The sequence below is a fragment of the Tropicimonas aquimaris genome (assembly GCF_042676185.1).
GTDB classification, from domain to species: domain Bacteria; phylum Pseudomonadota; class Alphaproteobacteria; order Rhodobacterales; family Rhodobacteraceae; genus Tropicimonas; species Tropicimonas aquimaris.
Genome location: NZ_JBHTJT010000006.1, coordinates 344072 through 370719, shown reverse-complemented (window position 1 = coordinate 370719; position 26648 = coordinate 344072). Strand labels below are relative to the sequence as shown.

Annotated in this window: 24 protein-coding genes; 12 read left to right on the top strand and 12 right to left on the bottom strand. The window is 66.9% G+C overall.

The genetic code is table 11. From position 1 onward, the window contains the following. Positions 1–159: 159 nt before the first annotated feature. Positions 160–672, bottom strand: a complete 513-nt coding sequence (locus ACFQ2S_RS03590; protein ID WP_386072771.1) for a GNAT family N-acetyltransferase — start codon at positions 670–672, stop codon at positions 160–162. Between the two features lie 270 nt (positions 673–942). On the opposite strand from ACFQ2S_RS03590, the gene ACFQ2S_RS03585 reads away from it, so the two are divergent. From ACFQ2S_RS03585 to uvrA, 6 genes are all read left to right on the top strand, one after another. Then, the gene (locus ACFQ2S_RS03585; RefSeq protein WP_386072770.1) at positions 943–2235 is read left to right on the top strand and encodes a TAXI family TRAP transporter solute-binding subunit; all 1293 of its coding nucleotides are present in this window, start codon (positions 943–945) and stop codon (positions 2233–2235) included. Between the two features lie 101 nt (positions 2236–2336). After that, on the top strand, positions 2337–3659 hold the full coding sequence (locus ACFQ2S_RS03580; protein WP_386072768.1) for an MFS transporter: 1323 nt from the start codon (positions 2337–2339) through the stop codon (positions 3657–3659). A gap of 42 nt (positions 3660–3701) precedes the next feature. Then, complete coding sequence (locus ACFQ2S_RS03575) at positions 3702–4292, top strand: DUF924 family protein (RefSeq protein ID WP_386072766.1); 591 nt, start codon at positions 3702–3704, stop codon at positions 4290–4292. A 181-nt stretch (positions 4293–4473) separates the two neighbouring features. Continuing rightward, positions 4474–5868 carry a dihydrolipoyl dehydrogenase gene (gene lpdA, locus ACFQ2S_RS03570; RefSeq protein ID WP_386072764.1) on the top strand — a complete coding sequence of 465 codons (1395 nt, stop codon included), beginning with the start codon at positions 4474–4476 and terminating at the stop codon, positions 5866–5868. 400 nt (positions 5869–6268) lie between these two features. After that, positions 6269–6910, top strand: a complete 642-nt coding sequence (locus ACFQ2S_RS03565) for a DUF642 domain-containing protein (protein ID WP_386072763.1) — start codon at positions 6269–6271, stop codon at positions 6908–6910. A gap of 182 nt (positions 6911–7092) precedes the next feature. Beyond that, complete coding sequence (gene uvrA / locus ACFQ2S_RS03560) at positions 7093–9960, top strand: excinuclease ABC subunit UvrA (protein ID WP_386072761.1); 2868 nt, start codon at positions 7093–7095, stop codon at positions 9958–9960. Positions 9961–10200: 240 nt separating this feature from the next. Here uvrA and ACFQ2S_RS03555 read toward each other — a convergent pair whose 3' ends face one another. Continuing rightward, entirely contained in the window at positions 10201–10572 is a 372-nt protein-coding gene (locus tag ACFQ2S_RS03555) for an excinuclease ABC subunit A (RefSeq protein WP_386072760.1), read from the bottom strand. 169 nt (positions 10573–10741) lie between these two features. Here ACFQ2S_RS03555 and ACFQ2S_RS03550 point away from each other — a divergent pair, with 169 nt between their 5' ends. Together ACFQ2S_RS03550 and ACFQ2S_RS03545 are read left to right on the top strand one after the other, a co-directional pair. Then, positions 10742–11110 (top strand): hypothetical protein, encoded by a 369-nt coding sequence (locus ACFQ2S_RS03550; RefSeq protein WP_386072758.1) that lies wholly within the window; start codon positions 10742–10744, stop codon positions 11108–11110. A 179-nt stretch (positions 11111–11289) separates the two neighbouring features. Beyond that, positions 11290–11736 carry a DsrE family protein gene (locus tag ACFQ2S_RS03545; protein ID WP_386072756.1) on the top strand — a complete coding sequence of 149 codons (447 nt, stop codon included), beginning with the start codon at positions 11290–11292 and terminating at the stop codon, positions 11734–11736. A 64-nt stretch (positions 11737–11800) separates the two neighbouring features. Here ACFQ2S_RS03545 and mmsB read toward each other — a convergent pair whose 3' ends face one another. The 7 genes from mmsB to ACFQ2S_RS03510 form a co-directional block, all read right to left on the bottom strand. After that, the gene (gene mmsB, locus ACFQ2S_RS03540; RefSeq protein WP_386072755.1) at positions 11801–12673 is read right to left on the bottom strand and encodes a 3-hydroxyisobutyrate dehydrogenase; all 873 of its coding nucleotides are present in this window, start codon (positions 12671–12673) and stop codon (positions 11801–11803) included. After that, positions 12670–13731: an enoyl-CoA hydratase/isomerase family protein gene (locus ACFQ2S_RS03535; protein ID WP_386072753.1), complete on the bottom strand. Its 1062-nt coding sequence runs from the start codon at positions 13729–13731 to the stop codon at positions 12670–12672. The genes mmsB and ACFQ2S_RS03535 overlap by 4 nt, the downstream gene beginning before the upstream one ends. After that, on the bottom strand, positions 13728–14870 hold the full coding sequence (locus ACFQ2S_RS03530; RefSeq protein ID WP_386072752.1) for an acyl-CoA dehydrogenase family protein: 1143 nt from the start codon (positions 14868–14870) through the stop codon (positions 13728–13730). The genes ACFQ2S_RS03535 and ACFQ2S_RS03530 overlap by 4 nt, the downstream gene beginning before the upstream one ends. A 289-nt stretch (positions 14871–15159) precedes the next feature. Then, the gene (locus ACFQ2S_RS03525) at positions 15160–16413 is read right to left on the bottom strand and encodes an Hsp70 family protein (protein ID WP_386072750.1); all 1254 of its coding nucleotides are present in this window, start codon (positions 16411–16413) and stop codon (positions 15160–15162) included. A gap of 91 nt (positions 16414–16504) precedes the next feature. Continuing rightward, positions 16505–17089 carry a L,D-transpeptidase gene (locus tag ACFQ2S_RS03520; protein ID WP_386072749.1) on the bottom strand — a complete coding sequence of 195 codons (585 nt, stop codon included), beginning with the start codon at positions 17087–17089 and terminating at the stop codon, positions 16505–16507. A gap of 112 nt (positions 17090–17201) precedes the next feature. Beyond that, positions 17202–17861 (bottom strand): DUF2161 domain-containing phosphodiesterase, encoded by a 660-nt coding sequence (locus ACFQ2S_RS03515; protein ID WP_386072747.1) that lies wholly within the window; start codon positions 17859–17861, stop codon positions 17202–17204. A 199-nt stretch (positions 17862–18060) separates the two neighbouring features. Next, positions 18061–19194, bottom strand: coding sequence for a carboxylate-amine ligase (locus ACFQ2S_RS03510; RefSeq protein ID WP_386072745.1), 1134 nt, complete (start codon positions 19192–19194; stop codon positions 18061–18063). A gap of 384 nt (positions 19195–19578) precedes the next feature. On the opposite strand from ACFQ2S_RS03510, the gene ACFQ2S_RS03505 reads away from it, so the two are divergent. The 4 genes from ACFQ2S_RS03505 to ACFQ2S_RS03490 all read left to right on the top strand — a co-directional run bounded on the left by ACFQ2S_RS03505 (position 19579) and on the right by ACFQ2S_RS03490 (position 23073). Further along, positions 19579–21015: a carbon starvation CstA family protein gene (locus ACFQ2S_RS03505; protein ID WP_386072744.1), complete on the top strand. Its 1437-nt coding sequence runs from the start codon at positions 19579–19581 to the stop codon at positions 21013–21015. 189 nt (positions 21016–21204) lie between these two features. Further along, complete coding sequence (locus tag ACFQ2S_RS03500) at positions 21205–21801, top strand: HupE/UreJ family protein (RefSeq protein WP_386072743.1); 597 nt, start codon at positions 21205–21207, stop codon at positions 21799–21801. Between the two features lies 1 nt (position 21802). Next, the gene (locus ACFQ2S_RS03495; RefSeq protein WP_386072741.1) at positions 21803–22408 is read left to right on the top strand and encodes a HupE/UreJ family protein; all 606 of its coding nucleotides are present in this window, start codon (positions 21803–21805) and stop codon (positions 22406–22408) included. A 245-nt stretch (positions 22409–22653) separates the two neighbouring features. Beyond that, entirely contained in the window at positions 22654–23073 is a 420-nt protein-coding gene (locus tag ACFQ2S_RS03490; protein WP_386072740.1) for a cupin domain-containing protein, read from the top strand. 205 nt (positions 23074–23278) lie between these two features. On the opposite strand, the gene ACFQ2S_RS03485 is transcribed toward ACFQ2S_RS03490, so the two are convergent. The 3 genes from ACFQ2S_RS03485 to ACFQ2S_RS03475 are packed head-to-tail and all read right to left on the bottom strand — an operon-like array spanning position 23279 to position 26619. After that, a complete protein-coding gene (locus tag ACFQ2S_RS03485) occupies positions 23279–24418 on the bottom strand; it encodes a glycosyltransferase (protein WP_386072738.1) in 1140 nt (379 codons plus the stop codon). A 54-nt stretch (positions 24419–24472) separates the two neighbouring features. Beyond that, a complete protein-coding gene (locus ACFQ2S_RS03480) occupies positions 24473–25597 on the bottom strand; it encodes a glycosyltransferase family 4 protein (protein ID WP_386072737.1) in 1125 nt (374 codons plus the stop codon). Continuing rightward, positions 25594–26619: a glycosyltransferase gene (locus tag ACFQ2S_RS03475; RefSeq protein ID WP_386072736.1), complete on the bottom strand. Its 1026-nt coding sequence runs from the start codon at positions 26617–26619 to the stop codon at positions 25594–25596. The genes ACFQ2S_RS03480 and ACFQ2S_RS03475 overlap by 4 nt, the downstream gene beginning before the upstream one ends. Between the last annotated feature and the right edge of the window lie 29 nt (positions 26620–26648).

The window sequence follows — 26648 nt, the reverse complement described above, 5'->3', positions numbered from 1 at the left end:
GAAATGATATTTCTTGTTCGTGTCTTTTACCGGTAACAAAATGTTCCCCACCTGACAACTACGTTACGTCAAGCAGGGATGGCACGCGTTCGCCCTGTGCCGCCGCCGCGCGGGCATGCGCGGCGGGTGCAAGGGCAGGTCTGGTGCGAGCGGGTGGGGTCAGATCCAGCCGGCGGGCAGCGCGCCGGTCGCCGGCAGGTCCAGCTTGAAGCGGCAACCGGTCGACGGATGCTCGGCGAACCCCATCGCTCCATAGATCTGCCGCGCCATGACGTTGTCAGGATGGGTGGAGACCAGCAATTGCCCGCATTCCTGCCGGCGTGCCTCGGCAACCGCGGCCGCAACCAGATGCCGGCCGACACCGGCGCCGCGCGCCTCCTCCTCGACGAAGAGATGGTGGACTTCCATCAGGCGCCGCCCCCAGTGCAGATGGGTCGAGATGGCGAGCACCGCGTAGCCCACGATCTTGCCGCCGCGTTCCGCGACCAGCGCCGCGGCGCAGGCGCCCGGTGCGAAGAGGTCGCGCTCCAGGGCCTTGGGGGTGAGGGTTGCCTCGTCGCCGTGGTGTTGGGCCAGCGCCCGCACCATCTCGATAAGCCGCGCGCCGTCACGCCGCTCGGCGCGTCGGACGCGCGTGTCCGCGGCGTCTGTCTCGATGTCCTGCATATGCATCTTTCCGGTCCTTTCGTGGTCTGTCGCCACGAGACACCGGAACTGAAAAAGGCCGCTCGTGGCGGCCTCGTCGGTTTGTCAAACCCTTCCGGCCGCTCCTATTTGGAACGGGTCCAGTAAAATCGGGAGGCGGCTTGAACGGTCATGGCAAGCCTGATGCGCCTTTTCCCTTCGCCCGTCAAACGGAATCTTTCGCCGACGGTCTCCCTGTGGCAGGGTCGGGGCGATCCCGCTCGTCGCTGTAAGATCTAAGGCTGCCCGAAGCGCCCGATGCGAACGACCCTTGTGCTGGCCGCGGTGGCAGTGGCGCTGCTGTCCGCGATCTTTCTTCTGCGCGACCTGCCGCCACCGGAGCGGCTGGTCTTCGCCGCAGGCGTGCGCGACGGGGGATATTGGCGGGTCGCCGAACGCTACCAGGAAATCCTCGCCCGCGACGGGATCGATGTCGAGCTGCTGGAGACCGGCGGGTCGCTGGAAAACCTCGCTCTGCTGGCGAACCGCACTGCGGATGTCGGCCTGCTGCAGGGGGGGATTCCCGCGGGCGACGCGGGGGTCGAGGCGCTCGCTACCGTCTTTGTAGAGCCCGTGCTGCCGATCGCGCGCACCGACCGGGAAATCGCGAGGAACCCGGCGCTCTGGCGTGACCTGACCATTGCCCGCGGCGGCGAGGGTTCTGGCGCCCGCGTCGTGGCCGACAAGCTCCTCGGTGCGCTCGGTGTCGCGCCGCCGGTCAACCGTGTGGTCGACCTCGGCGGCACGGAGGCGGCGGCGGCGTTGCTGGCGGGGGAGATCGACCTTGCGATCTTCGTCGCGCCGATCTCGGCCGCCTACCTTCAGCCGCTCTTCGCCTCCCCGGACACCGCGCTCATCGGCTTCGACCATGCGGAAGCGATCTCGCTCCGGCTGCCGTTCAGCCGGGTTGTCTCCGCGCCATCCGGGGCAATTTCCCTCGACCCGGTGGTGCCGCCGCGGCCGCTGCCGATGGTGGCGATGCGCGCCCGCCTTGCCGCCGTGCCGCATCTCCACCCGGCTGTCGTCGACCGGCTGGTGCTGGCCGCGCGCGAGATCCACGGCGGCAACAGCATCTTTGCCCACCATGGCGACTTCCCGAGCGCGGAAGGGGCGGACCTGCCGATCGACGCCGGCGCAATGAAGCTGCTGATCGAGGGGCAGAGCGGGTTCCACGGCTGGCTGCCTTACTGGATTGCGGCGCAGATCCGCCGGGTGCTTCTGGTGGTGCTGCCGCTCTTCATCGTCATGGTGCCCTTGATGCGGTTGCTCCCGGCGATCTACCGCTGGTCGATGCGGCGACGGATCTGGCGGCATTACCGCGCCATCGGCGAGATCGAGATGGAGATCCCGGGTGCCGGCACGCCGGCCGAGGTCGCTGTCCTCAACGCCCGGCTCGAGGAGATCGACCACCAGCTCGCCGCCATACGGCTGCCTCCTCCGTTCCGCGACGGCGCCTACAACGCCCGACTGCATGTCGAACTGGTCCGTCGCCAGATCGCCGATCGCATGAACGATCACGTGAGGCAAGACGGCGAGGGGCAGGGTCGCTGAGACGAATGTCGCCGAGCGACATGAGATGTCGCAATAGACTCTGGAATTGCCCGCCTCTGCCGCGTTAGAGCGGGCATTCAACCGGGAAGGATTCGATCCCCATGTTCCAAGTCCTGTCCGCCACCTGGGCGCTGATGTTCGGAATCCTGTTGCTCATCGTGGGCAATGGCGTTCAGGGCACGGTGCTCGGTATCCGTGGCGACATCGAGGGGTTCTCGACCTTCCAGATGTCGATCATCATGTCGGCCTATTTTCTCGGCTTCCTCGGCGGCTCGCGGCTGGCGCCGGAACTGATCCGCCGGGTCGGCCACATCCGCGTGTTCGCGGCGCTCGGCTCGCTGATCTCGGCGATCCTCGTGCTCTACCCGCTGCTGATCAACCCTTGGGCCTGGGCCATTGGCCGGGTGCTGATCGGGTTCTGCCTCTCGGGCGTCTACGTGACCGCCGAAAGCTGGCTGAACAACTCGGTGAGCAACGAACAGCGCGGGCAGGCGCTGTCGCTCTACGGGCTGGTGCAGATGGCGGGGATGGTCGCCTCGCAGGGGATCATGCTGACGCCGGACCCCTCCGGCTTCGTGCTGTTCATCATCCCCTCGGTGCTGGTCTCGGTCTCCTTCGCGCCGATCCTGCTGGCGATCCAGCCGACCCCGGCCTTCGCGACGTCCAAGCCGATGAGCCTTCGCCAGCTGTGGGACAGCTCGCCGCTCGGCGTCGTCGGCATCCTTTTGCTGGGCGGGGCACTTTCCACCCTGTTCGGCATGTCCTCCGTCTACGGCTCCCAGGCCGGCATGACCGTGCCGCAGATCTCCGCCTTCATCGCCGCGATCTACCTCGGCGGGCTGATCCTGCAGTACCCGATCGGCTGGCTCTCGGACCGGATGGACCGCCGCTGGCTGATCCTGGTGGTATCGGCCATCGGCGGCTTCGCCTCGTTCCTCGCCGTGGCCCTTGGCGGGCAGTTCGCGGCGCTGCTCGTGGCGGCAATGGTGATCGGTGGCGGCTCGAACCCGCTCTACGCACTGCTGCTGGCCTATGTGAACGACCACCTCGCACCGGAGGACATGGCGGGCGCCTCGGGCGGGCTGATGTTCCTCTACGGCGTCGGCGCGGTTGCCGGCCCGCTTGCTTCGGGCGCGATCATGGGGCTTGCCGGGCCACAGGGGTTCTTCCTGTTTCTCGGAGTGCTGTGTAGTGCCATGGCGGGCTATGCAGGCTGGCGGATGACGCGCAGCGATGCCGTGCCGGTTGACGAGACCATCAGCTACACCCATGTTTCGCCGACTGCGAGCCCTGTGGCCGTCGAGTTCGTCCAGGAGATGTTCATCGAGGAGGCGCAGGAAGCGGAGGCCGAGGCGGAAGCCGAGGCCGAGAAATACGGAACGCGCCTGGGCAGCGAGACAGGCGCGCCCAAGCAGATGCCGTGAAACCGACGGCGCAGATCGCCGCCGAGACAGAGGACAGACAAGATGGTGGACGTCACACCACAGCAGATCGCCGAATTCTGGGTCGACGAGGTCGGGCCAGAGGGATGGTACAAGGTCAGCGACGCGCTCGATGCGCAGATCCGGGAAAAGTTCGGCAGCGCCTGGCAGGCCGCCCATGCCGGCGATCTGCATGACTGGTGCTGCGATGCGGAGGGCAGCTTCGGCTTCCTGATCCTGACCGACCAGTTCCCGCGCAACATGTTCCGCGAAAATGCCCGCGCGTTCGACACCGACGTGCTGGCCCGCACCGCCTGCAAGATGGCGATCGACCGCCGCTGGGACATGGCCGTGCCGGAACCGCAGCGGCAGTTCTTCTACCTGCCCCTGATGCATTCCGAGAACCTGATCGATCAGGACCGCTGCGTGCGCCTGATGGTCGACCGGATGCCCGGGACCGGCGCCGAGAACCTGCGTCATGCCCGCGCCCATCGCGAGATCATCCGCGAGTACGGCCGCTTCCCCTATCGCAACAAGGCGCTCGGACGGATGACGCTGCCGCGGGAGAAGGAGTTTCTGGAGACCGGCGGATATGGCCGCATCCTGCAGGCCCTGAGCGCGGCCGAGGCGGATTGAGAGACCGCTCCGGGCCGGGGCAGGGCGACCTGCTCCGGCTATTCGTTTGCCGACCGAAGCTATGCGCTTGGTGAATGGCGGCATTTCTGACCTTGCGTCCGATTTGCCCAAGATCGGGCCTTCGCGCGGTGCCGAAAATAGTTTAATGCTGAACTAAATTTTCTTCGCGGAGGGGGCCGAGATGGCTGCACAGACTTTCGACATGATCGTTATCGGCGCTGGTCCGGGCGGCTACGTGGCCGCGATCCGGGGCGCGCAGCTCGGGCTCAAGGTGGCCTGCGTCGAGCGCGAGCACCTCGGCGGGATCTGCCTGAACTGGGGCTGCATCCCGACCAAGGCGCTCCTGCGGTCTGCGGAAGTGTTCCACCTGATGGAGCGCGCCAAGGACTTCGGCCTCTCCGCCGAAAAGATCGGCTACGACATCGACGCTGTGGTGAAGCGCTCCCGCGGCGTGGCCGCCCAACTGTCCGGCGGCATCGGCCACCTGCTCAAGAAGAACAAGGTCACGACCATCATGGGCGAGGCCAGGCTGACCGGTAAAGGCAAGGTGTCGGTAAAGACCGACAAGGGCACCGAAGAGCTGACCGCCAAGAACATCGTGCTGGCAACCGGCGCCCGCGCCCGCGAACTGCCGGGCCTCGAAGCCGACGGCAAGCGCGTCTGGGCCTACAAGACCGCCCTGCAGCCGCCGCACATGCCCAAGAAACTGCTGGTCATCGGCTCCGGGGCAATCGGCATCGAATTCGCCAGCTTCTACAACACGCTCGGCGCCGAAACGACGGTGGTCGAGGTGCTCGACCGGGTGCTGCCGGTGGAGGACGCCGAGATCTCAGCCTTCGCCAAGAAGGCCTTCACCAAGCAGGGGATGAAGATCCTCGAGAAGAGCATGGTCAAGCAACTCGACCGCTCCGCCGACAAGGTGGTCGCCCACATCGAGACCGGCGGCAAGGTCGAGAAGATGGAGTTCGACACCGTGATCTCCGCCGTCGGCATCGTCGGCAACGTGGAGAACCTCGGCCTGGAAGAACTCGGCGTGAAGATCGACCGCACCCATGTGGTGACCGACGAGTTCTGCCGCACCGGCGTCGAGGGTCTCTATGCCATCGGCGACATCGCCGGCGCGCCCTGGCTGGCGCACAAGGCCAGCCACGAGGGCGTGATGGTGGCCGAGCTGATCAAGGGGATGCATGCGCACCCGGTGAAGCCCGAGAGCATCGCCGGCTGCACCTACTGTCACCCGCAGGTCGCAAGCGTCGGCCTGACCGAGGCCAAGGCCAAGGAGCAGGGCTACGAGGTCAAGGTCGGCAAGTTCCCCTTCATCGGCAACGGCAAGGCCATCGCCCTCGGCGAGCCCGAAGGTCTGATCAAGACGGTGTTCGACGCCAAGACCGGCGAACTGCTGGGCGCTCACATGGTCGGCGCCGAGGTTACCGAGATGATCCAGGGCTATGTCATCGGGCGCAAGCTGGAGACCACAGAGCAGGACCTGATGGAAACCGTCTTCCCGCACCCGACGCTCAGCGAGATGATGCACGAGAGCGTGCTCGACGCCTTCGACCGCGTCATCCACATGTGATCCGGCGGCGCGGTGCCGGCAACCGGCAACGCGCCTACATTTCGGAACGATCCGATTCTCCTGTTCAACCGAGACATGCGCCGATGATCCGCTCCGGCGTCCGAGAATGGCACACCCTTGGGTTGAGTGGCTCCATTTCCGGCCCGTTCGCGTGCAATTTCCTGACGGTTCTTACTCGTCCGCAGGAATTGCCCAAAAAACGGCGCATCTATTTTTTCAATTAATATCATGAGGTTACGACATTCTTGATCGGATTTTCGTCGTTGTGGTGCGACCATCACACACCTTTACCTCGAAATCTCTCGAACGACGCAGCCGGACGTTTGACAGGTTTGCCCAAATTGTTAATGTGCGTTAACGAAATCTTCCGGTTACCGGGCGATCTATCTGGAGCACACAGTTGAAGAACGTTGCGATTGCATCCGTTATTATCGCGCTCTCCGCTGGAACTGCGGGGGCCGTAACTGTGGCTGGCGGAAACGGCGGATTTGAGGCGCCGACTTTGGATCCATCCGCAAGATGGAAAGTCTACGGTGCATCTGACCGGATCGGTTCATGGATCGTCGACGCGATCGGCTCTGGCGGCGGCGTGGATCAGGTCTCGAGTTCCTGGTGGGCGGCATCCGAGGGCGACTATTCCATAGACTTGAACTCGACCGACGCCGGTGGCGTCAGCGCCCGGATGGACGGGCTGTCTGCTGGAAGCAGCTACACCGTGTCCTTCGACATGTCGGGCAACCCGGGCGGTGTGCAGGGGGTCAAGGAATTGATCACCTACATCAACTACGACCGTATACGCAGCTTCTACTACGACACCACCGGAAACAGCCGGAGAAACATGAACTGGACGACGATGTCCTTCAAGTTCACGGCGGCCGCGACTGTTCAGTATGTTTCCTTCGTCAGCGCCATCAGTGGCACGCAGGGGGCAGCGATCGACAATGTTCGGGTCGAGTTGAGCGAAGTTCCGCTTCCCATGTCCGCGCTCCTGCTGCTGACCGGCCTTGGAGGGCTGGCTGCCTTCCGTCGCAAGGCTTCCTGACACCTGACGGATAGATCCTGACTACACGGGGTGGCCTTTTGCTGCCCCGTTTGCGTTTCTGATGGGCGCTCCCTTGCGATGTTCGACGGTATTGATGAGCGCGTTTACCTTTTGTTCTCGATTTCCCATTGGAGAATCCGCGGCTCTCGCTTATCTCTGTGCCATGCCGGACGGGGTGGGACATGCCTGAACAGAAGTTCATCGAGGTGCGCGGCGCGCGCGAGCACAATCTGAAGAACATCGACGTGGATATCCCGCGCGACGAGTTGGTGGTCATCACCGGGCTCTCCGGTTCGGGGAAGTCATCGCTCGCCTTCGACACGATCTATGCAGAGGGGCAGCGCCGTTACGTGGAGAGCCTCTCCGCCTACGCCCGCCAGTTCCTCGACATGATGGAGAAGCCGGACGTGGACCACATCACCGGCCTCAGCCCTGCCATCTCCATAGAGCAGAAGACGACCTCCAAGAACCCCCGCTCCACCGTCGGCACGGTGACGGAGATTTACGACTACCTCCGCCTTCTCTTCGCTCGCGTCGGCACCCCCTATTCGCCGGCCACCGGACTGCCGATCGAGGCGCAGCAGGTGCAGGACATGGTCGACCGGGTGATGGCGATGGAGGAAGGCACGCGCGCCTACCTGCTCGCGCCCATCGTGCGCGACCGCAAGGGCGAGTATCGCAAGGAATTCCTGGAACTCCGGAAGCAGGGTTTCCAGCGGGTGAAGGTCGATGGCGCCTTCCACGACCTCGACGACGCGCCCAAGCTCGACAAGAAGTTTCGCCACGACATTGATGTCGTGGTAGACCGGATCGTCGTGCGTGAGGGCATGGAGACCCGGCTGGCCGACAGCTTCCGCACCGCGCTCGACCTGGCATCCGGCATCGCGATCCTGGAGACCGCGCCGAAGGAGGACGAGGGGGAGCCGGAGCGCATCACCTTCTCCGAGAATTTCGCCTGTCCGGTCTCCGGCTTCACCATCCCCGAGATCGAGCCGCGGCTGTTCTCGTTCAACGCCCCTTTCGGCGCCTGTCCGCATTGCGACGGTCTCGGCGTCGAGCTGTTCTTCGACGAGCGGCTGGTGGTGCCCGATGTCACGCTCAAGATCTATGATGGCGCATTGGCCCCCTGGCGGAAGGGCAAGTCGCCCTATTTCCTTCAGACCATCGAGGCCATCGCGAAGCACTACGCGTTCGACAAGAACGCGCGCTGGAAGGACCTGCCGGAAAAGGTGCAGCAGGTGTTCCTGCACGGCTCCGGCGACGAGGAGATCGCGTTCCGCTACGACGAGGGCGGCCGTGTCTACCAGGTGACGCGCAGCTTCGAGGGCGTGATTCCCAACATGGAGCGGCGCTACCGCGAAACGGACTCCGCCTGGATCCGCGAGGAGTTCGAGCGGTATCAGAACAATCGGCCCTGTGGGTCCTGTGGCGGCTATCGTCTGCGCCCCGAGGCGCTGGCGGTGAAGATCGCCGGGCTGCACGTGGGGCAGGTGGTGCAGATGTCGATCCGGGAGGCCTTCGACTGGGTCGATGCGGTGCCGGAGAAGCTGACCTCACAGAAGAACGAGATCGCCCGCGCCATCCTCAAGGAGATCCGCGAGCGGCTGGGCTTCCTGAACAACGTCGGTCTGGAATACCTGACCCTGTCGCGCAACGCCGGCACGCTGTCGGGCGGCGAGAGCCAGCGGATCCGGCTGGCGAGCCAGATCGGCTCGGGGCTGACCGGCGTGCTTTACGTTCTGGATGAGCCTTCGATCGGCCTGCACCAGCGCGACAACGACCGCCTGCTCGGCACCCTGAAAAACCTGCGGGATCAAGGGAATACCGTGATCGTCGTGGAGCATGACGAGGAAGCGATCCGCGAGGCGGACTATGTCTTCGACATTGGCCCAGGCGCCGGTGTGCATGGCGGGCAGGTGGTGGCCAAGGGCACGCCGGGCGAGATCGCGGCCAACCCGGACTCGATCACCGGCGACTACCTGAGTGGCAAGCGCGAAATTCCGGTGAGCCAGCTTCGCCGCGATGGCAACGGCAAGAAACTCACCGTGGTCAAGGCCACCGGCAACAACCTCAAGGAGGTGACGGCCGACTTCCCGCTCGGGAAATTTGTTTGCGTAACGGGGGTTAGCGGCGGAGGTAAATCCACCCTGACGATCGAGACGCTGTTCAAGACGGCCTCGATGCGGCTGAACGGGGCGCGGCAGACGCCGGCGCCCTGCGAGACCATCAAGGGGCTCGAGCACCTGGACAAGGTGATCGACATCGACCAGCGCCCCATTGGCCGGACTCCGCGTTCGAATCCAGCGACTTACACCGGGGCGTTCACGCCGATCCGTGACTGGTTCGCGGGGCTGCCCGAAGCCAAGGCGCGCGGCTACAAGCCGGGGCGGTTCAGCTTCAACGTCAAGGGCGGGCGCTGCGAGGCCTGCCAGGGCGACGGGGTGATCAAGATCGAGATGCACTTCCTGCCGGATGTGTATGTGACCTGCGAGACCTGCCACGGTGCGCGCTACAACCGCGAGACTCTGGAAATCAGGTTCAAAGGCAAGAGCATAGCCGACGTTCTTGATATGACGGTCGAGGACGCGCAGGAGTTTTTCAAGGCGGTGCCGAGCATCCGGGAGAAGATGGATGCGCTGGTCCGGGTGGGGCTGGGCTACATCAAGGTCGGACAGCAGGCGACGACGCTGTCGGGTGGCGAGGCGCAGCGGGTGAAGCTGTCGAAGGAGCTGGCCAAGCGCTCGACCGGGCGGACGCTCTATATCCTCGATGAGCCGACCACCGGGCTGCACTTCGAAGACGTGCGCAAGTTGTTGGAAGTGCTGCACGAATTGGTGGAGCAGGGGAACACCGTGGTGGTGATCGAGCACAATCTCGACGTCATCAAGACCGCCGACTGGATTATCGACATCGGCCCCGAGGGAGGCGATGGCGGCGGTACGGTGGTGGCGACGGGCACCCCGGAAGAGGTGGCGGAGGTGGCCGGGAGCCACACCGGTCGCTATCTCAAACCGATGCTGGACGCGGCGCGGCGGCACGCGGCGGAATAGGCGTTTCGACCGATCCGAAGGCAAAAACGACCGCAATCGCGGTCGTTTTCCTGTGTGTTCCGGTCATTTCATGGCTTCGGGGCAGGCTTTCGCCCTGGGTCGCGCCGTTGCGGTCATTTCGCGCCCGGAAACGACCGGAAATCCCGGCACTCAGGTCTCCCGCCCGTCGTCGCGGCATCGCAGATGCCGCTCCTCCCGTTGGGCCGAGCGCGCTTCGCGCGCAGGCGGGGTGTCCGGAGGTTACTGCGCGAGGTCGGCGATGGCGCCGATCAGGTTGAGCACTTTCCGGGTGTCGGGGTCGATGCGGTAGACGTAGTCGCCGAGCACGGCGTAGTCGCCATTGCGGTCGAGCCGGTAGCGCGCGGGGTCGTGGATCACCCGGTAGTCCCCGTCGAGCACCTCGCCGCGCTGGTAGCGCCGGACGTATCTGTCGTCCCGGTCGGGAGCGTCCGAGCGCACCGATTTGCCGACCTGGCCCGGTGGCACGCAGGGCGGGTTCTTCTTGGCGAGTCCGGGCGGGCAGCCGGCGTTACCGTTGCCGGCGGAGGCGACGCCGGCTCCGATCCCGGCGGCGAAGGCGGCTGTCAGCAGCACGGTGGCGAGGGTCTTCATACCTGGTCCTTCAATCTTGTCTTTGCGGCCCGCCTGTGTGGCGGGCGCGCCGGGACAGAACACCGGAAGGCGCGGGGGGTTCCAGTCGATTTGGCGTGATCGGCGGGAGGTTGCCAAACTTCGGCCGGGTTCCGCTGGCAGGCTGCGCCCGGAGAAGCGGGAGTGCGGGATGCGCGGGATCGGGATTGCAGGGGCGTTGGCGGCCGGACTGGCCGCGCCGGGGCAGGCGGGGCAGCCGCTGCACGAGAGCCTGGTCGAATGCTCGGTGCTGGTCGACCTGCTGCTGGGGGAGCAGAGCTTCCAGCCCGGCGAGAACGCGATGATCGACCTCTACGTCGCGGCTTCCCGTTCGATGCGGGAGGAGGCGCTGCGCCGGACGTCGGAGGGCTACGTGGCGGAGACGGCGCTGGCCAAGCGGGAGGCCTGGCACGCGCGGTGGGATGCCGGCGACTGGCATGATCCGGCGAACCGGGACGAGCTGGTGGACTGGTGGACCTATTGCTTCAAGCTGGCGGACCGCCTCGCGTTGAAGCCGTAGCGCGCCGGCGGATCGCGCTCGATCTGCAGAGGGGGGGGGGGACTCTGTTGCAGACGGGGGCGGCTTCGTGACGGACTCCTTCAAAAAAGATATTTATAAGATGCGCAATATTTGATCTGTCTCATTTGCCAACTTTCATGGAGGCGCAACTCTCTGTCTGCGAGACAAGGGAGGGAAAGATGAGTCTTTTGCGGAATCTCTTAGCGGGCCTTGCCCTGGCGCTGTTCGGTGCCGCGGCCCTGGCCGAAGACGGAAAGCCCGGGCTGTTAGTGAACCTCACCACCGATGATACATGGGCGGCGGCGAAGGCGATCATGTTTGCCCATGAGAAGGCCCTGAAGAACGGGCATGAGCCGGTGGCGATCTGGCTGAACGTGCGGGCGGTCTACCTGGCCGACAAGAAACGCCCCAGCAACGTGCCTGGATTGATGGCCGACGACGGCACCTCGATTCAGGACATGCTGACGGCCTTCATGGCCGATGGTGGCAAGGTGATCATGTGCAGTGCCTGTTCGCAGGCGGCGGGCCTGACTCAGGCGGATTACATCGATGGTGTCGAGATGGGCACCTGGCCGGTGGTCGAGAGCCTTCTGTTCGACCCGGATGTGAAGACGCTGTCCTGGTAGCAGCGCGATGCCTGGCGCGCGCGCCCGGATCCGACCGGGCGCGGCGCAGATGCCGGTGTCAGGCTCAGCCGCGCCCGCGTTTCTCGAAGCGGGGCAGCATGGCGGAGAAGTCCATGCCCTTGCCGTCCTCCTGCTCCACGAAGGTCTCGTAGAGCCGGGCGGCGGCGAGGCCCAGCGGCGTGTCGGCGTCGGCGGCCTCGGCGGCCTGCTGGGCGAGGCGCAGGTCCTTGAGCATCAGCTCGGCGGCGAATCCGGGCTTGTAGCCGTTGTCGGCGGGGCTTGTCGGGCCGACGCCGGGGGCGGGGCAATAGGCGTTCATCGACCAGCTGTAGCCGGAGGAGGTGGACACCACGTCGAACATCTTTTGCCGGTCGAGGCCCAGCTTGTCGGCCAGCGCGAAGGCCTCGCAGGTGCCGATCATGGTGATGCCCAGGATCATGTTGTTGCAGATCTTGGCCGCCTGCCCGGCGCCGGGGCCGCCGCAGTGGACGGCTTTCTGGCCCATGACCTCGAAGAGCGGCGCGACTGTGGCGAAGGCGTCCTCGGCGCCGCCGGCCATGAAGGTGAGCGTGCCGGCCGCCGCGCCGCCGACACCGCCGGAGACCGGGGCATCGACCGCACGCAGGCCAGCGGAGGCGGCGGCCTCGGCCACGGCGCGGGCGCTGTCGACATCGACGGTGGAGCAGTCGAGATGGACCGCGCCGGGCTGCATGGCCGGGTGGATCTCGGCCGCGACGCGGCGCAGGATCTCGCCGTTGGGGAGCATGGTGATGACCACCTCGGCGCCGCTGGCGGCCTCGGCGGCGGTGGCGGCGGCGGTGACGCCCTCAGGGCAGGGCGCGGCGAGGTCGAAGCCGGTCACTGCATGGCCCGCGGCGGCCAGGTTGGCGGCCATCGGCGCGCCCATGTTTCCAAGTCCTATGAAACCGACTTTCATGCGATGTCCTCCCGGGGCTGTGGCGTGTCGAATGTGAGCGCGTCGGCCCCAAGGGGGCGGAGCATGGCGCTGACCATGGCGGGCGTGACCTCTTCCAGCCCGTGCCGCCATTTGGGGCTGCGGTCCTTGTCGATGATCGCGGCGCAGATGCCTTCGAGGAAGTCGCCCTGTTCCATGGCGCGGAACGTGAAGCGGTACTCGAGGTCGAGCGCGCGGCGGATGTCGGCGGTGGGGCCGCGCAGGCGGTGGACGGCCTCGATGGCGCAGGCCATGGCGAGCGGCGCGTTGCGGGTCATCGCCTTGAGCGTGCTGGCGGTGAAGTCGGAGGGCTCCGCGTTCAGGCTGCGCAGGACGTCGCCCAGCCGCTCGCCGCCGAAGTGGCGGTCGATCTGCGGTTGCAGGGTGGCGAGACGGCCCTCGGGGGCGGGCGCGGCGGCGGCGTCGATCAGGGTCCAGTCGCCGGTGTCTTCCAGCCGGGCGATGAGGTCGGGCCATTGGGCCTGCGGCACGAAGTAATCGGCAAAGCCCGCCAACAGCGCGTCGGCCGGGCCCATGCGGGTGCCGGTGGTGCCGAGGTATTCGCCCAGCCGCCCGGGCGCGCGGGCGAGCAGCAGGGTGCCGCCGACGTCGGGCAGCAGGCCGATGCCGCATTCGGGCATGGCGATCTGGCTGCTTTCGCCCACCACCCGGTGCGAGCCGTGGCAGCCGATGCCGACGCCGCCACCCATGGTGAAGCCTTGCAGGAAGCTCGCGACCGGCTTGGGGAATTCGAACAGCCGGGCGTTCATGTTGTATTCGTCGTGCCAGAACTTCCGGCCGTAGGCATAGTCGCCGGCGGTGCCGGTGGCGTAGATCTCGGCGATGTCTCCGCCGGCGCAGAAGGCCTTCTCGCCCTCGGCGTCGAAGACGATCATGGCGACGCCGGGGTCATCCGCCCAGTCCTTGAGCGCGGCGTCGATCGCCAGGCACATCTCGTAGGACATGGCGTTGAGCGCCTGCGGGCGGGTGAGGGTGATGCGGCCGGTGCGGCCGGCCTTGCGGATGTGGATGTCGCTCATCGTTCGCTCAGAAGGTGGCGCGCCACGATCAGGCGCATGATCTCGTTCGTGCCCTCGAGGATCTGGTGCACGCGCAGGTCGCGCACGATCTTCTCGATTCCATAATCGGCAAGGTAGCCGTAGCCGCCGTGCAGCTGCAAACACTGGTCGGCGACGCGGCTGCCGGCCTCGGTCACGAACTTCTTGGCCATGGCGCAGAACTTGGTGGCGTCCGGCGCGCCGGTGTCGAGCTTCCAGGCGGCCTGGCGGAGGAAGGTGCGGGCGGCCTGCAACTCGATCTCCATGTCGGCGAGGCGGAACTGGAGGGCCTGGAACTGGTCGATGGTCTGGCCGAAGGCGCGGCGCTCGGCCATGTAGGCGAGCGTGGCATCGAGCGCGGCCTGCGCGGCACCGAGGGAGCAGGCGGAGATGTTGAGCCGCCCGCCGTCGAGCCCGGCCATGGCATAGGCAAAGCCGCGGCCTTCCTCGCCCAGCAGGTTGGCGGCGGGGACGGGGCAGGCGTCCATCTGGACAGCCCGTGTGGGCTGGCTCTTCCAGCCCATTTTTTGCTCCAGCCCGCCGAAGGACAGGCCCTCGGTGCTGTCCTCGAGCACGAAGGCGGAGATGCCGCGGGGGCCGTCCGCGCCGGTGCGGGCCATGACGATATAGGCATGGGAATAGCCGCCGCCGGAGATGAAGGCCTTGGTGCCGGTGAGGGCATAACCGTTGCCGGCGGGCTCGGCCCGGGTCTTCAGCGCTGCCGCGTCGGAGCCGGAGCCGGGCTCGGTCAGGCAATAGGAGAACACGGTCTCCATGGTGAGGGCGGGGGCGAGGTAGCGGGCCTTGAGATCCTCGGAGCCGAAGCTGTCGAGCATCCGGGCGCACATGTTGTGGATCGAGAGAAACGCCGCGACCGAGGGGCAGGCCATCGACAGCGCCTCGAACACCAGCGTGGCGTCGAGCCGGGTGAGGCCGGAGCCGCCGCTCTCCTCGGAGACATAGAGACCGCCGAAGCCGAGCTCGGCCAGCCGGGGCCAGAGATCCTTCGGGATCGTGCCCTCGGTTTCCCATGCGCGGGCGTGGGGGGCGATGTGCTCCGCGCCGAAGGCGCGGGCCATGTCGAAGATCGCCGATTGCTCTTCGCTCAGTGCGAAATCCATGGGCTTCCTCCCAGAGCCGTTGGAAATTGAATGCACGTTCAATTTCCACGGGAGAGGGGGCGCTGGCAAGCGCTAATCGGAGCGGGCGTCGTGATCGGTTGGCGGTCGGGCGGTGGCCGGCGGCAGGTTGGGGGCGCTGCCCCCAAACCCCCGGGGTACTTGTACCAGGAAGACGGGCAGGGTGCGGCCTCTCCATTCTTCTTGGACCCAATACCCCCGCCGGAGGCACGATCCGCAGGATCGTCCCCCGCTGTCCAGGCGCACGAGGGCTGGTCGGGCCGTGTCGATGTCAGGCCGGCGCGTGCTCTCCGGTGGCCAGCGCGAGGCCGTCGACCACGGCGGTGAAGGCCTGCGCGCGCCGTTGGGCGGCGGCGGGGCAGACCTCGGTCGCGGCGTCGGTGACCAGCCGCATCAGGCTGGAGCCGCCGACGAGGATCACCGAACCGATGGCGTGGGGCGGGGTGCCGGCGCGGACCAGCACCTCCCAGATCGCCGCGCGCAGGGCGTCGCCGAAGCCCGAAAGCGCGGCATGGAGCGAGCCGGGCGTGACCGGGGCCGCAAGTCCGGGCTCCACGAAGCCCATGGCGATCTCGGCGCGCGCGCCACCGGCATTGGCGGCGATCTTTCCATCCTCGACCGCGAAGGCGAGGTCGTGGCCCAGCCGTTCGCCGACCACCGCTTGAAGGCGCCGCAGCTTCTCGGGCTCCACCGCATGGGCCAGCAGGTCCTCGACGTGGCGTTCGGTGTCCCGGGCATAGAGGAACGGGATGCGCGCCCAGGTCGCCAGGTCGCGGTAGATCGCATTGGGGACCGGCAGGAGTCCGTCGCCGAAGCTGCGCCGGAGCTGGCCGCCGTGGCCGAGGAGCGGCATGGCATGGGCCATCGAGACCTCGGTGTCGAAATCCGTGCCGCCGAGGCGGATGCCGTGGCTGGCGAGGATCTCGATCCCCCCGGTGCCCTGCCGGAAGACCGAGAAGTCCGAGGTGCCGCCGCCGATGTCGACGATCAGGCCGGTCTCGCCCGCCGCGCCAAGGCCGTGGCTCGCCCGTGCCGCCGCCTCCGGCTCGAACAGGAAATCGACCTGTTCGAAGCCGGCGGCCTCGTAGCAGGCCCGCAGGTCGGCCTCGGCCTGGGTGTCGCGGGCGTCGTCGGTGGAGTGAAACCGCACCGGGCGGCCGGACAGCACCTGCCGCAGCGGCGCGCCCGTCTCGGTCTCCGCCCGTTCGCGCAGGGCAACGAGAAAGGCCGTGACGACCTCCGAGAGGCGGCGCCGGCGGCCTTCGATCAGCCGCTGTTCGTGAAAGAGGGAGGTGCCCAGGATGGACTTGAGGGCGCGCATATAGCGGCCCTCCTCGCCGGAGACCAGCGCCGCGCCGGCGGCCGCGCCGATCCGCATCGCGCCGCCGTCGGCGGGAAAGAACACGGCGGTGGGGAGGGTGTCGGCCGTTCCCTCGACAGGGATCCGGCGCACAGCGCCGCCATCGAGCACGGCGGCGGCGGAATTGGACGTGCCGAAATCGACGGCAAGCACGCGGGGGGACATGGCGGCGGCCCTTGCTGGAAACGGGAAAGCGCCCCGGATAGCCGATCGGCCCTCCGCTCGCAACCCCGGCCCGGCGGCCGCCGGCGGCCGGTTACATCACCCGGACCTGGGTGCCGATATCGACCATCGGGTAAAGCTGCGCGACCTGTTCGTTGTAGAGGCCGAAGCAGCCCGAGGAGGAGGGGCGGCCGATCTTGCGGGTGTCATGGGTGCCGTGGATCAGATAGGCCGGCCAGCCCAGGTACATCGCATGGGTGCCGAGCGGGTTGTCCGGGCCCGGGCCGACCGATTGCGGCAGGCTGGGATCGCGCTCGCGCATCGAGGCGGTGGGCGTCCAGGTCGGGCCTTCCTTCTTGCGGACGACCTCGGTGTACCCGCGCTTGGTCAGGTCCTCGGAGAGCGGCACCGAGCTCGGGTAGACGTAGTAGCTCCCGTCGGGATTCCAGTAATGCACCGCGCGGCTGTCGACATCGCAGACGATGGCGCCGACGCCGAGCGAGGGGAAATGGTCCTGCCAGTTGCGGCGGGTGAAGGCCGAGATGTTGCGCAGCGCCCCGGTATCGGTGGGGCGGTCGGTCATCGGCGTCACCTGGGCCCGCAGGATCGCGGGATGGGCGAGGAGCGGGAGGGCGCCAAGGCCTGCGATCAGGCCGCGCCGGCTGAGCGGTTTGGTCATTGGAATCCTGTTCATTCCCCAAGGGTCGTGCGGCGTCTGCTAGCAGGTGCGAGGCCGCGGGACCAGTGGGCGCAGCGCATGCACACAGGGATTTGAGCGCGATTTCGGTCCATCATGGCGCGCCGGCCACGATCGCGCGCTGACCGTTGGGCGTGAGCCCGTAGACTCCGCGTTCCACCCGCTCGAACCAGCCGTAGTGATCGTCCGCCATCATCCGCGTCGCCTGGGCCACGCCGGTCGCCCGGGCGACCTCCGCGCCGCGCGAGGGGCCGTGCTCGGCCAGGTGGGCGGCGAGCCGAAGCGCATCCTGGCGGTAGGCGGTGACCAGCGGCCCGGCCGCCGCGCCGCCGGTGTTCGGGTCGCCCTCGCGCCGGGCGAATTCGCGCAGCAGGCGGCTGCGGCGGGCCGGGGCCGGGCGCGGGCGGTAGGGGGCGGGGTCGAGGTGGATCTCGACGTGGCCGTCCGACAGCCGCACGGTGATCAGCCCCAGCCCGAGCCGCCGGCACAGCGCCCGGTTCTCCGCCAGCGCCTTCAGGAAGCGCCGCCCGGCGCCGCGCGGCACGGCGATATAGACCGCATCGGTGATCGCCTGCCGGTCGATCGCCTGGTGGATCAGCGCCAGTGAGAAGCCGCGCTTGAGCTCGACGATGACCGGCGCGGCCTCGTCCTGGCGGCAGGCCACCAGGTCGGCGGGCCCGACCTCACCCTTCACCTCGTAGCCCTGTCCCTCGAGCAACGCCTTCACCGGGCCGTAGAGATCGGTCTCCTTCACCCCGCGTTTCCCGGCGTTGGCAAGGGCGGTGTTTTGCCTGGTCTCCTGGTGCGAAATAACCCCGCCGGAGGCACGATCTTTCGTCCGAAAGATCGCCCCGCGCGCGGATGCGCGCGGCCCGGCCCAACTGGAGGAGGCGCATCCGAAGGATGCGTCGACGACGGGCGGGAGCGCTTCGGGATCGGCCGCACGCCTGGTCTCACAGCCCGTCCTGGAAGGCGTCGATCAGGTGGCTGACCACGGCCCGCATCGCTGCCTGCTCGTCGTTGCCGGCCTCGAGCCGTTGCTGGCGCACGGTGCGTTGGCGGTCGGCGCTGGTGCCGCGGGCGACGAGGTCGCGCACCCGCTCGACCTCGGCCAGGCAGCCGAGCGCTTCGGCGTCCTCGGCCAGGATCTCGACCATCTCCTCGGCGAGCACGTCGAAGCCCACGATCTCGCGCTGGCCGAAATCGATCATGCCCTCGTTCACGCCATAGCGCTGCGCCCGCCAGCGGTTCTCGCCGATCAGCACGTTGTCGTAGAGCCGCCAGCGCTGGTTCCTGGCCGCGAGCCGCCAGAGCATCCGGGTGAAGCACTGGGTCAGCGCGGCGATGGTCAGCGTGTCCTCCAGCAGGGTCGGCACGTCGCAGATCCGGGCCTCGATGGTTGGAAAGCGCCAGGAGGGGCGGAGGTCCCACCAGATCTTGGAGGCGTCCTCGATGATGCCGAGATCCACCAGCACGCCGGTCATCCGCTCGAACTCGGCCCAGGAATTCAGCAGCGGCGGCAGGCCGGTGCGGGGCAGGTTGTCGAACACGGTCAGCCGGTAGGAGCAGAGCCCGGTGTCCTGGCCCATCCAGAACGGCGAGGAGCACGACAGCGCCAGCAGGTGCGGCAGGAAATAGGTGAGCTGGTTCATCAGGTCGATGCGCTGGCTCGGGCTCTCGATGCCGACGTGCACATGCATCCCGCAGATCAGCAGCCGCCGCGCCACCCCGGCCAGCGCCTGTTCGAGCTCGTTGTAGCGGGTCTTGTCGGTGTGGATCTGCTGTTTCCAGTCGGCGAAGGGATGGCAGGAGGCGGCGATCGGGGCCAGCCCGTGCCGCGCGGCGTGCTGCGCCACCGTGGAGCGCAGACGCTTCAACTCGTCCCGCGCCCCGGCGATGTCGGTGCAGACCTTGGTGCCGATCTCGATCTGGCATTGCAGGAATTCCGGGCTGACCTGGCCCTGCATGGCGCCGGCGCATTCCTCGATCAGCGCCTCCGGCGCGTTGGCGAGTTCGAAGGTCTCGGTGTCGACCAGGAGGTATTCCTCCTCGATCCCGAGTGTCAGCTGGGGTGCCGTGCGCGACATCTCTCCCTCCCTGCGTCGTTGGGCGAGGGTGGCAGAGCCGGGCCGGGGGCGCAAGCCGCAGCGCCGCGCGGCGGCGACGATGCCGGCCGCCGGAACGGGCCTTTCGGGGTGTCAGCGCTCACATGCCGAAGAAGGCGGCAGGCGCTTGGAAATCCGCAAGCGGCCTGCTGTCGCACCGCTTTGCGAGAGAATCTTGCGCGCACGATTTGGACCTCAGCCTAACCCATTGGGATAATTTTGTTTCCCGAGCGGCGCTCCGACCCATCTGTTCCTGCCATGGCGGACATGCGCTGGGGGCAGGTTGACTGGGGGTCGCGGCGGGTTCAGGCCGCGGTCACAGGACACGTGAGCCGCGCGAGCAACGTCTCGGAGGGACAAAAAACAATGGCTTTCTTCCTTGCCTGCGTCGGGGTGCTGATACTCGGGTATTTCACCTACGGCGTTCTGGTCGAACGGATCTTCGGCATTGAGCCGGACCGCAAGACCCCCTGCTGGACCCGTGAGGACGGCGTCGACTACATCAACATGCCGACGTGGAAGGTCTTCTTCATCCAGCTTCTCGACATTGCCGGCCTCGGCCCGATCTTCGGCCCGATCCTCGGTGCGCTCTACGGTCCCCAGGCGCTGCTCTGGGTCGTCATCGGGTCGATCTTCGCCGGTGGCGTGCACGACTATTTCTCCGGAATGCTCTCGGTACGCAAGGGCGGCGAGTCCATTCCCGAGGTGGTCGGCGACTTCATGGGGATGCCGGCGCGCCAGGTGATGCGCGTCTTCTCGGTGCTCTTGCTGCTGCTGGTCGGCGTGGTCTTCATCCTCGGCCCGGCGAAGCTGCTGTCGAGCATGACCGGGCTGAACGTGCAGCTGCTGGTCTTCTTCATCTTCTGCTACTATTTCGTGGCCACCGTCCTGCCGATCGACAAGATCATCGGCCGGCTTTACCCGATCTTCGGCGTGCTGCTGCTGTTCATGACCTTCGGCGTTCTCGGCGGGCTGGTCTTCAACGGCTACGAGCTGCTGCCGAACCTCGATTTCCGGGCCAATGTCCATCCCAACGACCTGCCGCTCTGGCCGCTGCTGTTCATCACGCTTTCCTGCGGTGCGATCTCGGGGTTCCACTCGACGCAATCGCCGCTGATGGCGCGCTGCATGCGCAACGAGCGGGACGGCCGCAAGGTGTTCTACGGCGCCATGATCGCCGAGGGCATCATCGCGCTGATCTGGGTCACGGCGGGTGTCAGCTTCTACGAGAGTTCCGAGGCGCTGCAGGCGGTGATCGCCTCCGGCTCGCCCTCGGCGGTGGTCAACGAGGTCTGCAACACGCTGCTCGGCACCTTCGGCGGCTTCCTCGCGATCCTCGGCGTGGTGATCCTGCCGATCACCTCGGGCGACACGGCTTTCCGGTCGACACGGCTGATCCTCGCGGAGACCTTCCGCGTGGACCAGGCGCAGATCTCGAAACGGCTGATGATCGCGATCCCGCTTTTCGTGGTGGCCTTCTTCGTCAGCCGCGCCGACTTCGCCGTGATCTGGCGGTACTTCGGCTGGTCGAACCAGATGCTGTCGATGATGGTGCTCTGGTCGGCGGCGATCTACCTCGCCCAGAAAGGCAAGTTCCACTGGATCGCCACGGTACCGGCCGTCTTCATGACGGCGGTGGATGCGGCCTTCATCCTGCAGGACAAGATCGGCTTCGGGCTCGACCCGACCCTCTCCAACGTCGCGAGCCTCGTGATCGCCGGGGGCGCGCTGGCGACCTTCCTGCGCTATGCCCACCCGGTGCAGCCGATGGGCGGAAAGGGCACGGCGAAGGGCGCCGCCTGATCGCGGCCTGACAGTTACCCAGGAGGAGGGGGCCCCGTCGGACATCTGTTCGGCGGGGCCCTTTTGTGCGCGGTCGGTCGATCAGGGGGAGGTCGCGCGGCATCCTGTCCGTATACGAGGCAAAAGTTGTTTGCTTTCCAGAGGTGTCGTACCAATTCATTGTAAGGACGAGTCTCCAGGGAGTATTCAATGACGCACCGCCTCGCATTTGCCCTTTTCGGGATAACACTGGCGTATTTAAGTTCGGCCTTTCCCGTTCTCGCTCATACCGGCGAAGGATACGGCGGCGGTTTCGTCGCCGGGTTCACCCACCCGATCCTTGGCTGGGACCACGTTGCGGCGATGGTCGCAGTGGGGCTCTGGGGGGCGTTCCTCGGCGCGCCGGCGATCTGGATCCTGCCGGTCGTCTTTCCGCTGGTCATGGCCTTTGGCGCAGTGGCGGGGATCCTCGGTATCCCCATTCCCGCCATCGAGACCGGGATCGCGCTGTCCGCGGTGGTGCTCGGCCTGATGATCGTCTTTGCCGTGCGGCCGCCGATCTGGGTGGCGGCGGTGATCGTGGGGGCTTTCGCGATCTTCCACGGCTATGCCCACGGCACCGAACTGCCCGCGACGGTCAATGCCTTTGCCTATGCGGTGGGCTTCGTGATCTCGACCGGCCTGCTGCACCTTATCGGCATCGCCTTCGGCCTGCTGGTCCGGTGGCCGGCCGGGCGCACGGCGGTTCGCGGTGCGGGCGGCGTGATCGCGCTTGCCGGGGTCGCCTTTCTGACCGGCGTGGCCTGACGTGACCCGGGCCTGGCGGCTGGCGTGGCTCCCGTTCCTGCTGGGAGCGGGGCCTGCCTTCGCCCACAGTCCGGTTCCCGGGCTGGAGGGGTTCTACATCGGGATGCTGCATCCCTTTTCGACCCCCGCTCAGGCGCTGCTGATGGTCGGGATGGGGCTGCTGGCGTCGGGATATGCCAGCGAGCGGGAGCGGTATCACTTTGCCGCTTTCCCGGTGGCGACGATCCTCGGCCTGATCCTCGGGTCCAGCAGCGCGGATCTCGACCCGGCGATGTTCGCCACCGCCTTCGCGGTCTGCGGGCTGGCGGCGTTGGCGCCGGGCAGGGTCCACCTGCTTGCAGTGGCGCTGGTGGCGGTCGGCGGGTTCCTGATCGGGGCTGCGTCCATTCCGGACGCGGGGCCCCTGCGCGACCGCCTCTTCACCATGTCGGGCTCGCTGGTGGGAGCCAACCTCGGCTTGCTCTACCTCTTCGGGATCATCCTCGTCCTTAAGCAGCGCTTCACCTGGGACTGGGTCGGGATCGCCCTGCGCGTCGCGGCCGCCTGGGTCGGGGCGATCTCGCTTCTGATGCTGGCGCTCGGGCTGGCCGGTCCTGTCGTTACCTAGCGGGCCCGCCGCGAGCGGGACGGCATCGACGCCGGAGCGCGCTTGCGTGGCCCGGCAGGACGCCACTCCCCGTCTCGCGAGCCATACTCCGCCTGGGACGACGGCAAGTCTGCAGGGCTGGGCGGTTTATGAGGGGCTGTGTCGCATGACGGTTCCGAGCCGACTGGTCATAGATGCTGCGGATTGCACGAAAAAACGCCATCGCAATACCTTGGGACCATCGATGAGATGTCTGGAGGTGGACAGTGTCAGGCACAGGCGGACGAAATCCCATCTTCCTGAAACGCGGGGAAGGCCGCGGCTACGACATGGGCCGGATCAAGGCCAACTTCAAAGCAGACGGCGATGAAACCGCGAACCAATACTCGATATCCGAATGGTTGATGGAGCCGAATACCAAAGGAATCGGGGCGCATTCCCACGAGCAGGAAAACGAAATCTTCTACGTTCTGGAAGGAACGATGAGCTTTCTCGTTGGCGATGAATGGCGGGATGCAGAGCAGGGCAGTTTCATCTTCGTGCCCGCCGGTGTGCAGCATGACTTTGAAAACCGGAGTGAGAAGCCGGCGATCGTGCTGAATATCTTTGCACCTGGCGCCTTTGAGGCAAAAATGGTCCAGATTGTCGACTGGTTCAAAGAGCACCCTCCACGGGATGCGATCTAGCCCGTCCTGGAATCGTGAACCTCGGCCGCCGTTTGGTCACCTGCCTTGCAGTCCGCCCACCGGACGCCAATCAGACGCCATTGAACGGCAACCTTGCGTCGCAGGCAGCGTTCCGGCTTGAGCCAAGGCGATGCGGCACGTCCGTTGGCCGGGCCCGAGCTTGCGTTGCGGGAGCATGGTGCGTTTGTGGGGCGGGGCCGCCGGGTCAGGTTCCGGCGAGGGTGCGCAGGATGGTCTGCTCCAGCTTCGTCAGCAGTTTCGCGTTGTCGAAGCGTTCCTCGGCGGTGGCGCGGGCGGCGCGCTCCATTTCGTCCTGACGGCCCTCTTCGAGAACGCGGGCGATCTGGGCGGTGAAGCCGGTTTCGTCCCATTCCTCTACCAGAAATCCGTTCACCCCGTGCTCGACTGCCTCGGGGATGCCGGCGTGGCGGGTGGAGAGGGTGATGCAGCCGCAGGCGAGCGCCTCCTGGATCGCGGTGGGCAGGCCTTCGGTGTTACCGTCGGCGGCGGTGATCGAGTGCTGCAGGAAGACCTCGGTTCGTGACAGGCGCTCGCGCACGTAATCATGCGGCATGGCGCCGGGGAAATGCATGCGGTCGCCCGCGCCGAGGCTCGCGGCCAGCGCCCTGGCTTCGGCCAGCAGCGGGCCGTCGCCGATCATCTCGAGCCGCGCCTCGGGATGGGCTTCGGTCGCGGCGGCAAAGCTGCGCAAGGTGATGAGGGGGGCCTTTTTCTCGACGAAGCGGCCCACGGCGAGGAAGGTCGACGGCTCCTTCTCGGCGGGCTTGAAGAGCGAGACGTTCACGCCGGAGGGGATGACGTGGCTGTTGGGATGGGAGATGCCCTCGGCGGCGAGGTTGTCGAGCAGGAATTGCGACACCGAGAAGACGCCGGCGAGCTTGGGCATGAGCTTGCGGTAGGCTTTCTGGATATGGGTGCGGCGCAGGTGCTTGGAGGCGTCGGTGCCGCGGAAATAGGTGAAGACGGGGATGCCCATCTCGTTGCCCAGCGGCGCCACGGCCAGTGCCTGGGTGCCGAACTCGGCAAGGATCACCTCGACCCCGTTGTCGCGCCAGAACTGCGCCAGCTCGGCCTTGGCGCGGCCGTAGGGCAGGCGCGAGGTGCCGTGGACCAGCGTGTTGCGAATGAGCCAGTATGGGGCGATCAGCCGATCGGCACCGCCCGCGCCCTTGCGCCGTTCGAAGACCGGCCGGCCGAGCGGGTTCTCGCCGTGGTAGCGGCCGGCCACGATGCAGGTCTCGCCGCCGAACAGGTGCTGGATGTGGCGGTTGATGAAGGTCTCGCCGTTGCGATAGTAGTCGCCGGTCGCGATGCAGCTTTTCATGGGGTCTGGTCCTGGCCTGCCGGTGCCCCGTGGTAGAGCGCGCCGCGGGTGGTTTCAACCGCGGGCATAGAGCGCGGTGATCGCGGCGACATGGGCCGGCAGGCCGTAGCGGGCCTCGGCCTCGCTGCGGGCGGCTTCGGCGATCCCGTGCATGGTGGCGGGGTCGGCGAGCAGCTGGCGCGCGGCAGCTTCAAGCGCGGGCGGGTCGTCCGGAGGGACCAGCAGGCCGGTGCGGCCATGATCCACGATCTCGCGGTGCCCGCCCTCGTCGGAGGCGATCACGGCAGTGCCGCAGAGCATCGCCTCGACCAGCGTGCGCCCGAAGGCCTCGCGCCGGGCGGGGGCAATCAGGATATCGCACCCGGCGAGCCAGGGCTCGATCGGGAAACGCGGCCCCATCGGCACCACGGTGCCCTGCAGGCCGGCGCCGGAGATAGCGGCGTCGAGTTCCGGGCCGGTCGGCGGGCGGGCGTCTCCGAACATCGGGAAGACGGCATCGGCATGGCCGGCCGCGCGCAGGGCGCTGGCCAGCGCGACCATGGCGAGCGGTCGCTTGCGCTCGGTGATGTTGGAGACGAAGCCGATCACCGGGCCGGCATCGGGACGGCCGAGCGCTTCCAGAAGGCGGGTGCGGGCGGCGGCTCGGTCGGGGGGCTCGGGCAGGATCACCGGATTGGTGACGACCACGGCCTTGCCGCGCAGGCGGGGCGGAAGCTCGCCGCGGCAATAGTCGGAGACGGTGGCGACCCGGGTGGCCAGTCTGGCATAGGCGTCGAGCCGCCGGTTGCGCGTGGGCGTCCGCTGGTGCCACAGGTGGGTCGCCCCGGCGAGCCGGGCCGGCAGGCCCCAGAGCTGGTGCATTCGGATGTCGTTGGTGTGAACGATGCCGATGCCCTGCGCGCGCAGCAGGCTGCAAAGTGGCCAGGTGGCGCGCGCGAAGACGGGCGCCTGCCGGCGCAGGGATCCCATGGTGGGCAGGGCGAGATCGGGCAGGGCGATCCAGGGCTGGCCGAGCGTGTCGAGGTAATCGCTCAGCAGGCCGCCGGGCTGGTGCACGCCGACGACGGGCTCCCATCCGGTGTCGGCGAGGCCGCCCACCAGGGTAAGCGCCGAGACATGGCTGCCGCCAACCGTTTCGCCGGAGAAGGGAAAGAGCACGCGGCGCGACTGTCCGGTCATGCCGTCAGAGCGTCATGGATCTCGCGACCGTGCGCCTTCACATCGTGCAGCCTTTCGTAGGCAGCGCGGCCATTGCGGGCAATCAGGTTTCGCTCATCCTCGTGGTCGAGGTAGTGCCGGATCTTGTCGATCATGTCTGCGGGGGTCTCGAAGGCAACGTAATCCCTGCCATCAACCAGCGGCACCCGAAACCGGATCTCGCGGATCGTCGGCGTCGACAAGGTAAAGGCGCCGGCCCAGAACAGCTCGAGATGGCGGAACGTAAAGGGGCCGATGCCTCCGAGGGCAAGATTGACGCGGGTCTTCATGAGTGTCTTCATATACTCGGCCCTGGGAAGTGGTGTCGTCACGAGATGGTCCGGCACGCGCGCCGCGAATTCCTTTTTGGGGAGCAGGCCACCGAGGTGCGGCAAGCCGGAATCGAGGACGGCCTGCCAGGCGGCCATGCGTTCCAGATAGCGGTTTTCGGAGACCGTGCCGATGAAGAACACGTCCTGGTCCTTTGGCATCTGCCACGCGAACTCCGCCGGCGCGCTGGTCCGGTTGCGCCACCGCAAACGATGGCTCATCGGTTCCATCGGGTTGGAGAGATGTGTGGGCACGATCTTTGACGCATTCGCCGGCGAGATGTCATACCGCGAGAGATCGTCAAAGGGTTCCCGTTTGAATATGACCTTGAACCGATCGAGCAGTGCATCGTCTCCGATTGCACCGGGCCGGTCATGGCTTTGGAAGAACGAGACCGGCTGGCGAAACCCTTCGAGCGCGGCGAGTGCGGCGGCTGGGTCTTCCCACTCTAACCCTGACCGGCTGTTGACGATCACCGCGTCGAAGGACTTCCGCTGCTTTTTGGTGAGCGCCAGGGCGCGCTGAAGCGTCAGTCTCGTAACGCTGCATGCACCGTGGAGGCTCGCTTCGAAAAACCCTTCAGGGCCATCGACATAGCCAGCCAAGGCGCGATGGAAGCGGCGCCGGTTGCGTTTGCGGGTTTCACTGCTTCGGGGAATGTACAGAACGCGCACGACCCTCTGGCTCCTCTTCTGCGTGCTTC

What these genes read in the sequence shown, in the direction of transcription:
- ACFQ2S_RS03590 (WP_386072771.1), bottom strand. Translation starts at nt 672, where the DNA reads ATGCATATGCAGGACATCGAGACAGACGCCGCGGACACGCGCGTCCGA.
- ACFQ2S_RS03585 (WP_386072770.1), top strand. Translation starts at nt 943, where the DNA reads ATGCGAACGACCCTTGTGCTGGCCGCGGTGGCAGTGGCGCTGCTGTCC.
- ACFQ2S_RS03580 (WP_386072768.1), top strand. Translation starts at nt 2,337, where the DNA reads ATGTTCCAAGTCCTGTCCGCCACCTGGGCGCTGATGTTCGGAATCCTG.
- ACFQ2S_RS03575 (WP_386072766.1), top strand. Translation starts at nt 3,702, where the DNA reads ATGGTGGACGTCACACCACAGCAGATCGCCGAATTCTGGGTCGACGAG.
- lpdA (WP_386072764.1), top strand. Translation starts at nt 4,474, where the DNA reads ATGGCTGCACAGACTTTCGACATGATCGTTATCGGCGCTGGTCCGGGC.
- uvrA (WP_386072761.1), top strand. Translation starts at nt 7,093, where the DNA reads ATGCCTGAACAGAAGTTCATCGAGGTGCGCGGCGCGCGCGAGCACAAT.
- ACFQ2S_RS03555 (WP_386072760.1), bottom strand. Translation starts at nt 10,572, where the DNA reads ATGAAGACCCTCGCCACCGTGCTGCTGACAGCCGCCTTCGCCGCCGGG.
- ACFQ2S_RS03550 (WP_386072758.1), top strand. Translation starts at nt 10,742, where the DNA reads ATGCGCGGGATCGGGATTGCAGGGGCGTTGGCGGCCGGACTGGCCGCG.
- ACFQ2S_RS03545 (WP_386072756.1), top strand. Translation starts at nt 11,290, where the DNA reads ATGAGTCTTTTGCGGAATCTCTTAGCGGGCCTTGCCCTGGCGCTGTTC.
- mmsB (WP_386072755.1), bottom strand. Translation starts at nt 12,673, where the DNA reads ATGAAAGTCGGTTTCATAGGACTTGGAAACATGGGCGCGCCGATGGCC.
- ACFQ2S_RS03535 (WP_386072753.1), bottom strand. Translation starts at nt 13,731, where the DNA reads ATGAGCGACATCCACATCCGCAAGGCCGGCCGCACCGGCCGCATCACC.
- ACFQ2S_RS03530 (WP_386072752.1), bottom strand. Translation starts at nt 14,870, where the DNA reads ATGGATTTCGCACTGAGCGAAGAGCAATCGGCGATCTTCGACATGGCC.
- ACFQ2S_RS03525 (WP_386072750.1), bottom strand. Translation starts at nt 16,413, where the DNA reads ATGTCCCCCCGCGTGCTTGCCGTCGATTTCGGCACGTCCAATTCCGCC.
- ACFQ2S_RS03520 (WP_386072749.1), bottom strand. Translation starts at nt 17,089, where the DNA reads ATGACCAAACCGCTCAGCCGGCGCGGCCTGATCGCAGGCCTTGGCGCC.
- ACFQ2S_RS03510 (WP_386072745.1), bottom strand. Translation starts at nt 19,194, where the DNA reads ATGTCGCGCACGGCACCCCAGCTGACACTCGGGATCGAGGAGGAATAC.
- ACFQ2S_RS03505 (WP_386072744.1), top strand. Translation starts at nt 19,579, where the DNA reads ATGGCTTTCTTCCTTGCCTGCGTCGGGGTGCTGATACTCGGGTATTTC.
- ACFQ2S_RS03500 (WP_386072743.1), top strand. Translation starts at nt 21,205, where the DNA reads ATGACGCACCGCCTCGCATTTGCCCTTTTCGGGATAACACTGGCGTAT.
- ACFQ2S_RS03485 (WP_386072738.1), bottom strand. Translation starts at nt 24,418, where the DNA reads ATGAAAAGCTGCATCGCGACCGGCGACTACTATCGCAACGGCGAGACC.
- ACFQ2S_RS03480 (WP_386072737.1), bottom strand. Translation starts at nt 25,597, where the DNA reads ATGACCGGACAGTCGCGCCGCGTGCTCTTTCCCTTCTCCGGCGAAACG.